This is a genomic window from Corallococcus sp. AB011P (assembly GCF_003611605.1).
Lineage (GTDB): Bacteria > Myxococcota > Myxococcia > Myxococcales > Myxococcaceae > Corallococcus > Corallococcus coralloides.
The window spans coordinates 165,928-174,649 of record NZ_RAVX01000020.1 but is presented as its reverse complement, the minus strand read 5'-3'; the positions used below and the strand labels follow the sequence as shown (position 1 = coordinate 174,649).

Annotated in this window: 17 protein-coding genes and 1 pseudogene; all 18 read left to right on the top strand. The window is 64.8% G+C overall.

Annotated elements, in window-relative coordinates; all coding sequences use genetic code 11:
* Positions 1-292: pseudogene (tuf, locus tag D7X30_RS34150) on the top strand (elongation factor Tu); the annotation flags it as partial.
* 195 nt (positions 293-487) lie between these two features.
* Positions 488-796, top strand: coding sequence for a 30S ribosomal protein S10 (gene rpsJ / locus D7X30_RS34145; protein WP_002633608.1), 309 nt, complete (start codon positions 488-490; stop codon positions 794-796).
* Between the two features lie 51 nt (positions 797-847).
* On the top strand, positions 848-1,471 hold the full coding sequence (rplD, locus tag D7X30_RS34140) for a 50S ribosomal protein L4 (RefSeq protein ID WP_120523549.1): 624 nt from the start codon (positions 848-850) through the stop codon (positions 1,469-1,471).
* Positions 1,468-1,761: a 50S ribosomal protein L23 gene (locus tag D7X30_RS34135; RefSeq protein WP_120523548.1), complete on the top strand. Its 294-nt coding sequence runs from the start codon at positions 1,468-1,470 to the stop codon at positions 1,759-1,761. Before rplD ends, D7X30_RS34135 begins: the two co-directional genes overlap by 4 nt.
* A gap of 37 nt (positions 1,762-1,798) precedes the next feature.
* Positions 1,799-2,644, top strand: coding sequence for a 50S ribosomal protein L2 (gene rplB / locus D7X30_RS34130; RefSeq protein ID WP_120567154.1), 846 nt, complete (start codon positions 1,799-1,801; stop codon positions 2,642-2,644).
* Between the two features lie 13 nt (positions 2,645-2,657).
* Entirely contained in the window at positions 2,658-2,945 is a 288-nt protein-coding gene (gene rpsS, locus D7X30_RS34125; protein ID WP_014395864.1) for a 30S ribosomal protein S19, read from the top strand.
* Positions 2,946-2,980: 35 nt separating this feature from the next.
* Entirely contained in the window at positions 2,981-3,325 is a 345-nt protein-coding gene (gene rplV / locus D7X30_RS34120; RefSeq protein WP_014395865.1) for a 50S ribosomal protein L22, read from the top strand.
* A 41-nt stretch (positions 3,326-3,366) separates the two neighbouring features.
* Complete coding sequence (rpsC, locus tag D7X30_RS34115) at positions 3,367-4,029, top strand: 30S ribosomal protein S3 (RefSeq protein WP_120523546.1); 663 nt, start codon at positions 3,367-3,369, stop codon at positions 4,027-4,029.
* Between the two features lie 64 nt (positions 4,030-4,093).
* Positions 4,094-4,513, top strand: a complete 420-nt coding sequence (gene rplP / locus D7X30_RS34110) for a 50S ribosomal protein L16 (protein ID WP_014395867.1) — start codon at positions 4,094-4,096, stop codon at positions 4,511-4,513.
* A 74-nt stretch (positions 4,514-4,587) separates the two neighbouring features.
* Entirely contained in the window at positions 4,588-4,794 is a 207-nt protein-coding gene (rpmC, locus tag D7X30_RS34105; RefSeq protein WP_120532365.1) for a 50S ribosomal protein L29, read from the top strand.
* 83 nt (positions 4,795-4,877) lie between these two features.
* The gene (gene rpsQ / locus D7X30_RS34100) at positions 4,878-5,204 is read left to right on the top strand and encodes a 30S ribosomal protein S17 (RefSeq protein WP_169821648.1); all 327 of its coding nucleotides are present in this window, start codon (positions 4,878-4,880) and stop codon (positions 5,202-5,204) included.
* Between the two features lie 65 nt (positions 5,205-5,269).
* Positions 5,270-5,638, top strand: coding sequence for a 50S ribosomal protein L14 (rplN, locus tag D7X30_RS34095; RefSeq protein ID WP_014395870.1), 369 nt, complete (start codon positions 5,270-5,272; stop codon positions 5,636-5,638).
* Positions 5,639-5,680: 42 nt separating this feature from the next.
* Positions 5,681-6,010 carry a 50S ribosomal protein L24 gene (gene rplX, locus D7X30_RS34090; RefSeq protein ID WP_120523543.1) on the top strand — a complete coding sequence of 110 codons (330 nt, stop codon included), beginning with the start codon at positions 5,681-5,683 and terminating at the stop codon, positions 6,008-6,010.
* 176 nt (positions 6,011-6,186) lie between these two features.
* On the top strand, positions 6,187-6,840 hold the full coding sequence (gene rplE / locus D7X30_RS34085; RefSeq protein ID WP_014395872.1) for a 50S ribosomal protein L5: 654 nt from the start codon (positions 6,187-6,189) through the stop codon (positions 6,838-6,840).
* A gap of 24 nt (positions 6,841-6,864) precedes the next feature.
* The gene (locus D7X30_RS34080) at positions 6,865-7,050 is read left to right on the top strand and encodes a type Z 30S ribosomal protein S14 (protein WP_014395873.1); all 186 of its coding nucleotides are present in this window, start codon (positions 6,865-6,867) and stop codon (positions 7,048-7,050) included.
* Positions 7,051-7,218: 168 nt separating this feature from the next.
* The gene (rpsH, locus tag D7X30_RS34075) at positions 7,219-7,617 is read left to right on the top strand and encodes a 30S ribosomal protein S8 (protein WP_120567153.1); all 399 of its coding nucleotides are present in this window, start codon (positions 7,219-7,221) and stop codon (positions 7,615-7,617) included.
* Between the two features lie 64 nt (positions 7,618-7,681).
* The gene (gene rplF, locus D7X30_RS34070; protein WP_120567152.1) at positions 7,682-8,248 is read left to right on the top strand and encodes a 50S ribosomal protein L6; all 567 of its coding nucleotides are present in this window, start codon (positions 7,682-7,684) and stop codon (positions 8,246-8,248) included.
* Positions 8,249-8,356: 108 nt separating this feature from the next.
* Positions 8,357-8,713, top strand: coding sequence for a 50S ribosomal protein L18 (rplR, locus tag D7X30_RS34065; protein WP_120567151.1), 357 nt, complete (start codon positions 8,357-8,359; stop codon positions 8,711-8,713).
* The last annotated feature ends 9 nt before the right edge of the window (positions 8,714-8,722 follow it).

Genomic DNA, 8,722 nt, shown 5'->3' with positions numbered 1-8,722 from the left:
CATCACGCCGCACACGAAGTTCAAGGCGCAGATTTACGTGCTGTCGAAGGAAGAGGGCGGCCGCCACACCCCGTTCTTCAAGGGGTACCGTCCGCAGTTCTACTTCCGCACCACGGACGTGACGGGCTCGGTGAAGCTGCCGGACAACGTCGAGATGGTCATGCCGGGCGACAACATCGCCATCGAGGTGGAGCTCATCACCCCGGTCGCGATGGAGAAGGAGCTGCGGTTCGCGGTTCGTGAAGGCGGCCGCACGGTGGGCGCGGGCGTCGTGGCGGAAATCATCGCGTAGTACTCAGGCTGCCAGCTCTCCGGTAGGTCCCTTGAGGGCCGTTCCGGAGAGCCGGTGGAAATCCAGTTGCAACCCATGGGGTGTGGTGGTACACACCGCGCCCCTTCGTTCCGAAGAAACGGTTCTCTGAAATCCAGGCGTTGACGGGCGTACCGCCTCACGGTTCCCAGAGGTCGTTCAAAGAGGTTCTTGCGAATGGCGACACAGAAGATCCGCATCCGGCTGAAGGCGTACGACTCGAAGCTCCTGGACCAGAGTGCTGGGGAGATCGTCGAGACGGCCAAGCGCACGGGCGCCAAGGTGGCCGGTCCGATCCCCCTGCCGACGCGCATCAACAAGTTCACCGTGTTGCGTTCGCCGCACGTGGACAAGAAGAGCCGCGAGCAGTTTGAGATCCGCACGCACAAGCGCCTGCTCGATATCCTCGAGCCGACCCAGCAGACGCTGGACGCGCTGATGAAGCTGGATCTGTCTGCCGGCGTTGACGTCGAGATCAAGTCCTAGGAAGCGGGATGGCGTCGGAGTGGTTTCACTCTGACCCCCGAGGAAAGTGCCATGGCGAAGTTTGACGTAGTCGACCTGGATTTGAAGAAGGTGTCGGAGATCGAGCTCTCTGACGAGATCTTCGGCGCCGAGCCGAACACCCACCTGTTCTACGAGGTGGCGAAGATGCAGCAGATCAACCGGCGCCGCGGCACGGTCGGGGTGAAGAACACCTCGCTCGTCAGCGGCGGCGGCAAGAAGCCCTGGAAGCAGAAGGGCACCGGCCGCGCCCGTCAGGGCTCGATCCGCGCTTCCCACTGGGTGGGCGGCGGCAAGGCGATGGCCCCCAAGGCCCGCGACTACTTCTACCGGCCGCCCCGCAAGGTCCGCCGCGGTGCCCTGCGCGCCGTGCTGTCCCTGCGCGCCCGGGAGAAGCAGCTCATCATCCTGGACGGCTTCAAGCTGGACGCCCCGAAGTCGAAGCAGGCCTTCGAGGTGCTCACCCGCCGCATGAAGCTCCAGAACGCGCTGGTCATCGACGAGCGCGGCAACACCAACCTGCACCGCAGCGTGCGCAACCTGGCGAAGTTCGACGTGCTGCCGCCCGAGGGTCTCAACCTCGAGTCCGTGCTCAAGCACTCGCACATCGTCCTGACTTCCGCCGCCGCGAAGGCGCTCGAGGGGTCCCTGTCATGAATCTGAACGACGTCATCAAGGGCCCGCTCATCACGGAGAAGCTGGACAAGGCCCGGGAGAAGTTCCGCCAGTACTCGTTCATCGTGGACCGCAAGGCCACGAAGCACGACGTGTCTCGCGCGGTCCAGTCCCTGTTCAAGGTCACGGTGGAGGGTGTTCGCACCAACATCGTGCGTGGCAAGACGAAGCGGGTGGGCAAGAGCATCGGCCAGCGCCCCAACTTCAAGAAGGCGGTCGTCACCCTCAAGGAAGGTGACAAGATCGAACTCTTCGAAGGGGGAGCGGTCTGACGCCATTGGCGACAGATCCGCCTGAGAGGAACACACCATGGGCATCAAGAAGTACAAGCCGACAAGCGCCGCCCGCCGTCTGATGACGGTGTCCGACTTCGCGGACATCACCAAGGACTCGCCGGAGAAGGCCCTCACCGAGCCGCTCAAGCGCTCGGGTGGCCGCAACGTTCACGGCCACATCACCCGTCGTCACCAGGGTGGCGGTCACAAGCGTCGCTACCGCACCATCGACTTCAAGCGTCGTGACAAGGACGGCGTGCCGGCCAAGGTGGTCGCGGTCGAGTACGACCCGAACCGCACGGCGAACATCGCCCTCCTGCACTACGCGGACGGCGAGAAGCGCTACATCCTGGCCCCCGTGGGCCTGGCCGTGGGCGACACCGTGTTCGCCGGCGCCACCGCCGACATCCGGCCGGGCAACAGCCTGCCGCTGCAGAACATCCCGGTGGGCACGGTCATCCACAACGTGGAGCTGAAGCCGGGCCGTGGCGCCCAGGTCATCCGCTCCGCAGGAACCTCTGGCCAGTTGATGGCCAAGGAAGACCGTTACGCTCAGGTGCGCATGCCGTCCGGCGCCGTGCGCAAGGTACTCATCGAGTGCCGTGCCACCGTCGGCCAGGTGGGCAACATCGAGCACGAAATCATTCGCATCGGTAAGGCGGGTAAGAGCCGCTGGCTGGGCATTCGTCCCACCGTCCGCGGTCTGGCCATGAACCCTGTCGACCACCCGCACGGTGGTGGTGAGGGTAAGTCCGGCCAGGGTAATCCGCACCCGGTGTCTCCGTGGGGCAAGAAGACCAAGGGCCTCACCACGCGCACCAACAAGCGCACCGACAAGTTCATCGTGAGCGGCCGCCGCCAGGGCGCGCGCAGCCAGTAAGAGGATTTGAAACATGGCTCGTTCGATCAAGAAGGGTCCGTTTGTCGACGATCACCTCCTCAAGAAGATCGAGGGGATGATCGCGGCGAACAAGAAGGCGGTCGTCAAGACCTGGTCCCGGCGCTCCACGATTCTCCCTGAGTTCGTGGGTCACACCTTCGCCGTGCACAACGGCAAGAAGTTCATTCCGGTGTTCGTGACGGAGAACATGGTGGGCCACAAGCTCGGCGAGTTCGCTCCTACGCGCACCTTCGGCGGGCACTCGGCGGAGAAGAAGGTCGCCAAGGCCCCGGGCAAGTAGCCCGTACCTACGCCTGAGAGCCTGAGGAGATGACCATGGAGTCGACTGCACATCTGCGTCACCTGCGCATGAGCCCGCGCAAGCTGTCCCTCGTCGCGGCGCTCATCCGGGGCAAGCCCGTCGAGGCCGCCCTGAACATCCTGAAGTTCACCCCGCGCGCTGCTGCGCGGCCGGTGGAGAAGCTCATCAAGAGCGCCGTCGCCAACGCGACGGACCTGTCCAAGGGCCAGGTCGACGTGGATACCCTCTACGTCAAGACCATCTCCGTGGACCAGGCCGCGACCCAGCGTCGGTTCATGCCGCGCGCCATGGGGCGCGCGACGCCCATCCAGAAGAAGTCTGCCCACGTCCACGTCGTGCTGGCCGAGGCCAAGAAGTAGGACCCGTCGGGCCCTGCCCGGACGCACCAAGGAGATTCAGTTTGGGACAGAAAGTACATCCGATTGGGTTCCGGCTCGGCGTCATCAAGACCTGGGACTCCAAGTGGTTCGAGCACAAGAACTACGCTCAGTGGCTCCACGAAGACATCCGCATCCGCGAGTTCGTCAAGAAGTCGCTGAACCACGCGGGCGTGTCGAAGGTGGAGATTGAGCGCGCCGCCAACAAGGTGAAGGTAAACGTCCACACCGCGCGTCCGGGCATCGTCATCGGCAAGCGCGGCGCTGGCATCGAGACCGTCAAGAAGGACCTCCAGCAGTTCACCAAGAACGAGGTCTTCCTGAACATCGTCGAGGTCCGCAAGGCCGAGACCGACGCGCAGCTCGTGGCGGAGAACATCGCCACGCAGCTCGAGCGCCGTATCGCCTTCCGCCGCGCCATGAAGAAGGCGCTGCAGACCGCGATGAAGTTCGGGGCCAAGGGCATCCGCGTGGCCTGCTCTGGCCGCCTGGGTGGCGCCGAGATGGCCCGCTACGAGTGGTACCGCGAGGGCCGCGTGCCCCTGCACACCCTCCGCGCGGACATCGACTTCGGCTTCGCCGAGGCCAAGACGACCTACGGCAAGATTGGCTGCAAGGTCTGGATCTGCAAGGGCGAGGTCCTCCCCGGCAAGGGCGGCCAGGCCCCCATGCCCACCAACCGGTAAGACGCCCCTGTGGGGCGGGCCCTAAGAAGCCCGCCCTGCACGCGAGGCACGAAGGACATCGACCATGCTTCAGCCTGCTCGAACCAAGTACCGCAAGATGCAGAAGGGCCGCATGTTCGGCTCGGCCCACCGCGGCAGCGACCTCACCTACGGTGAGTTCGGCCTGGTGAGCCTCCAGCCGGGATGGATCACCTCGCGCCAGATCGAGGCGGCCCGTATCGCGATGACCCGCCACGTGAAGCGCGGCGGAAAGATCTGGATCCGGATCTTCCCGGACAAGCCCATCACGAAGAAGCCCGCCGAAACCCGTATGGGCACCGGTAAGGGTGGCGTGGAGTACTACGTCGCGGTCGTCAAGCCGGGACGCGTGCTCTACGAGATGGAGGGCATGACGCAGGAGATCGCCACCGGTGCGCTGAAGCTGGCGCAGGCGAAGCTGCCGGTGCTCACCAAGATCGTGCGCCGCAGCGAGCTCTCGCTGTAGTCACGCACCGCCGGGACGGGCGCTTCACCTGGTGACAGGGGAGGGCGCCCGCATCCCGCGCCGAGGAGACCAAGATGGCGACTGCGAAGGAATTGAAGGACCTGTCGACGGACGACCTGCAGAATCGCGCGAAGGAACTGCGCGACACGCTGGTCCAGGATCGGCTCAAGCGTCGGACCGGCTCGCTGGACAGCCCCGCTGAGGGCGTGCAGCACCGCCGTGATCTGGCCCGCATCCTCACCGTCCTGGGCGAGAAGGCCCGGGCCGCGAAGGCGGGGTAGTAGTAGTAGTGCATCCGCGGGCATCCGGGCTCACCCGGGTGTCCGTGGCCATCCGGGCAGAGGGCCCGGGTGCATGACAGACAGTGAGAACCAACATGGCTGAAGCGACCGAAACGCCCGCTGCCGAGACCTCCACCCGGGGTCGTCCCAAGACCCGCGTGGGCATCGTCACCTCCAACAAGATGCAGAAGACGGTGGTTGTCACCGTCCAGCGTCGTGCTCCCCACCCGAAGTACGGGAAGATCATGAGCCTGCGCGAGAAGTACAAGGCGCACGTCGAGGATCACGACTACCCGAAGAAGGTCACCATCAACGAGGGTGACCGGGTGCGCATCGCCGAGACCAAGCCCGCTTCGAAGGACAAGCGTTGGCGCGTGGTCGAGGTGTTGGAGAAGAGCAAGAACGTCTAGGTAGGCCACACCGCGTCCGTGCGCCATGAAGCGCGTGGACGGGTTCGAGCAAGAGGAGACTTCACATGATTCAGATGCAGAGTGTGCTCGATGTGGCCGACAACTCGGGCGCCAAGAAGGTGTTTTGCATCAAGGTTCTCGGCGGCTCCAAGCGCAAGTACGCCTCCATCGGCGACGTCATCGTCGTGTCGATCCGCGAGGCCCTGCCCAACTCCAAGGTGAAGAAGGGTGACGTGGCCAAGGCCGTCATCGTCCGCACCCGTCGCGAGGTGGGTCGTGCGGATGGCAGCTACATCAAGTTCGACGGCAACTCGGCGGTCCTCATCAACAAGGACCTGGAGCCCATCGGGACGCGCATCTTTGGGCCGGTGGCCCGTGAGCTGCGTGCCCGCAAGTTCATGAAGATCATCTCGCTGGCGCCCGAGGTCCTCTAAGAGGACGCAGGCCTGACGGCGAACAGCCAGAGTGAGGAAGCCATGCAGAAGCTGAAAGTCGGTGACACCATCCAGGTCATCTCCGGGTCTGAGCGCTCGGAGAAGACGCCGGCGACCAAGCGCGGCAAGGTGCTGAAGGTTGACCGGGAGGCGGGCCGCGTGACGGTCGAGGGCCTGCGCCTGGTCAAGCGCCACATGCGCAAGACGCCGCAGAGCCCCGAGGGCGGCATCATCGAGAAGCCGGGCACCATCGCGCTCTCGAACGTCCAGGTGGTCTGCGCCAAGTGTGACAAGCCGACCCGCGTCGGCATCCGCAAGGAGGGGGAGTCCTCCAAGCGGTTCTGCAAGCAGTGTGACGCCCTGATTGACTAGGGGTCGGTGTTCGGGCATGTATGCGCGCCCCTTGCCCCACCTAGTGGTGGGGCAGGTGGGCGTGCACGTCCAGAGAGCTGAAATGGTTGAGCCCTCTGGGTGTTTCCACGTTCTAGACGCAGGACTGATCGGACGCGCTGGGTCCATGACGGCGCCCCGAAGCAGGGGAATGAAAGATGGCTGACGAGAAGAAGGCCGACTCGAAGGAAAAGAAGAGCAAGAAGCGCGGCAAAGAAGAAGCCAAGAAGGTCGGCTTCGCCGCGAACATCGAGGAGGGCCTGAAGGCCCGCTCGGCGCGCCTCAAGGACCGCTTCCGCGCGGAGGGTGTTCCTGCTCTGATGAAGGAACTGGGGCTCGGAAACCCCATGGAAGTGCCGCGGTTGGAGAAGATCGTCGTCAACATGGGTCTGGGCGAGGCGCTCGCCAACAACAAGATCCTGGAGTCGGCGGTGGACCAGCTGGCTGCCATCACCGGTCAGAAGCCGGTCGTGACGCGCGCGCGCAAGTCCATCGCGAACTTCAAGCTGCGCCAGGGCCAGGCCATCGGTGCCGCCGTCACGCTGCGCGGCGACCGCATGTTCGAATTCATGGACCGCCTCATCACCGTCGCGCTGCCTCGCGTGCGTGACTTCAAGGGCGTGTCCCCCAAGGCCTTTGACGGGAAGGGCAATTACACGCTCGGCGTGCGCGAGCAGATCATCTTCCCGGAAATCAACTACGATCAGATCGAAAAGGTGAAGGGGCTCAACATCAGCTTCGTCACCACCGCCCGGAACGACGAGCAGGGCCTCGCGCTGATGCGTCACTTCGGCATGCCGTTCCGTCAGTAACCGAGCCCAGGACTCCCATCGATCATGGCCAAGCTCTCCAAGATTGCCCAGGCAAAGCGCAAGCTGAAGTTCCCCGTGCGTCAGTACAACCGCTGCGGTCTCTGCGGTCGTCCTCGCGCCTTCCTGCGCAAGTTCAAGATGTGCCGTATCTGCCTGCGTCACCGCGCCCTGCGTGGTGAAATCACCGGCGTCACCAAGTCGTCCTGGTAGGCGCTGGACCCGGAGCACCGTCCCTGTCCTGAAGAGGGCAGGGCGGTACCCGGTTGAAGTGGAAGAGAAGTAGCGGTCGTCGCGAACCCCCGGGATGGGCCCGGCAGGCGCGGTGGCCGCGAGCGCGGTGTGTCCCAAGGGGACCGCTGCTTTGCTTGAAGGTGATTCATGCCGGTCAATGATCCCGTCGGCGACATGCTGACCCGCCTGCGCAACGCCTCGCGTGCGCGGCACGACAAGGTCCTCATCCCCCACTCGAAGCTCAAGGTGGAGATCGTCAAGGTCCTCAAGGACGAGGGCTACATCGGGGATTTCACCATCCACGAGGTCGCGCCGCAGAACGAGATCACCGTCCAGCTGAAGTACGGCCCGGACCGCAGCCCGGCCATCACCGGCATTCGCCGCGTGTCGAAGCCCGGTCTGCGTCGCTACGTCGCGGTGCGCGACATCCAGCCGGTGCTCGGCGGCATGGGCATCTCCATCCTCTCCACCTCGCGCGGCATCTTGGTGGACACCGAGGCCCGGAAGCAGAAGGTCGGCGGCGAGCTGCTCTGCACGGTCTACTAGCCAGGAGCCTGGGTGAAGCGCCCCGCGAGGAGCGCGCCCCGGGCGACGACAGCACGAGGCAATCATGAGTCGGATTGGAAAACTGGCGATCAAGCTTGGCGACAAGACGAAGGTCAATGTCGCCAACCAGCAGGTCAACTTCGAAGGCCCCAAGGGCAAGCTGTCCGTCAAGCTCCCCGCCAAGGTGAAGGTGGAGGTCAAGGACGGCCAGGTGACGGTGCAGCGCGAGGACGACTCGCGTGAGTCCCGCAGCCTGCACGGCCTGACGCGGACCATCCTCGCCAACGCGGCGAAGGGCGTGTCCACGGGCTTCGAGAAGCGTCTGGACATCCGCGGCGTCGGTTTCCGCGCGGAAGTGAAGGGCAAGGCCATTCACTTCTCGCTCGGTTACTCCCACCCGGTGGTGTTCAACCTGCCGGAGGGCGTGACGGCGGAAGTCGACAAGACCTCCCGTACCGAGGACAGCCTTCCCACGGTGGGGCTGACGCTCCGCTCGGCGGACAAGGAAGCCCTGGGCGCCACGGCGGTGAACATCCGCTCGCTGCGTCCGCCGGAGCCCTACAAGGGCAAGGGCATCAAGTACGCCGAGGAGCGCATCCGCCGCAAGGAGGGCAAGACCGGTACGACCTAGTCGTCGCCGCGTCTTCGCCAAGCATTCAACCCCGCCGGGCCTTGAGGCTTGGCGGAATCATCCGGCGGCGGAAGGCCGCATCGCCGCCGGACGGAAAAGGAAGCAGCCATGTCCAAGACTGTCGAGCAGCGCCTCAAGAGGAAGAACCGCATCCGCAAGAAGCTCTCCGGAACCACGGAGCGTCCGCGGCTGTCGGTCTACAAGAGCCTCAAGCACATCTACGCGCAGGTGGTGGACGACTCCACTGGCCGCACGCTGGCGTTCGCGTCGTCCCTGTCCAAGGAGCTGAAGGGCAAGGACGAGGGCGACAAGAAGGCCGACGCGAAGCGCGTGGGCTCCCTCATCGCGGAGAAGTGCAAGGCCGCCAACGTCGATGCGGTGGTGTTCGACCGCAACGGCTTCCCTTACCATGGGCGCATCGCCGCCGTGGCTGACGCCGCGCGCGAGGCCGGCCTGAAGTTCTAGGTACCAGAA

Bases quoted from the DNA above. Each gene is read 5' to 3' on its own strand.
- rplP (WP_014395867.1), top strand. From the start codon at position 4,094: ATGCTTCAGCCTGCTCGAACCAAGTACCGCAAGATGCAGAAGGGCCGC.
- rplF (WP_120567152.1), top strand. From the start codon at position 7,682: ATGAGTCGGATTGGAAAACTGGCGATCAAGCTTGGCGACAAGACGAAG.
- rplD (WP_120523549.1), top strand. From the start codon at position 848: ATGGCGAAGTTTGACGTAGTCGACCTGGATTTGAAGAAGGTGTCGGAG.
- rplE (WP_014395872.1), top strand. From the start codon at position 6,187: ATGGCTGACGAGAAGAAGGCCGACTCGAAGGAAAAGAAGAGCAAGAAG.
- rplN (WP_014395870.1), top strand. From the start codon at position 5,270: ATGATTCAGATGCAGAGTGTGCTCGATGTGGCCGACAACTCGGGCGCC.
- D7X30_RS34080 (WP_014395873.1), top strand. From the start codon at position 6,865: ATGGCCAAGCTCTCCAAGATTGCCCAGGCAAAGCGCAAGCTGAAGTTC.
- rpsJ (WP_002633608.1), top strand. From the start codon at position 488: ATGGCGACACAGAAGATCCGCATCCGGCTGAAGGCGTACGACTCGAAG.
- rplX (WP_120523543.1), top strand. From the start codon at position 5,681: ATGCAGAAGCTGAAAGTCGGTGACACCATCCAGGTCATCTCCGGGTCT.
- rplV (WP_014395865.1), top strand. From the start codon at position 2,981: ATGGAGTCGACTGCACATCTGCGTCACCTGCGCATGAGCCCGCGCAAG.
- rpsH (WP_120567153.1), top strand. From the start codon at position 7,219: ATGCCGGTCAATGATCCCGTCGGCGACATGCTGACCCGCCTGCGCAAC.
- rplB (WP_120567154.1), top strand. From the start codon at position 1,799: ATGGGCATCAAGAAGTACAAGCCGACAAGCGCCGCCCGCCGTCTGATG.
- D7X30_RS34135 (WP_120523548.1), top strand. From the start codon at position 1,468: ATGAATCTGAACGACGTCATCAAGGGCCCGCTCATCACGGAGAAGCTG.
- rpmC (WP_120532365.1), top strand. From the start codon at position 4,588: ATGGCGACTGCGAAGGAATTGAAGGACCTGTCGACGGACGACCTGCAG.
- rpsS (WP_014395864.1), top strand. From the start codon at position 2,658: ATGGCTCGTTCGATCAAGAAGGGTCCGTTTGTCGACGATCACCTCCTC.
- rplR (WP_120567151.1), top strand. From the start codon at position 8,357: ATGTCCAAGACTGTCGAGCAGCGCCTCAAGAGGAAGAACCGCATCCGC.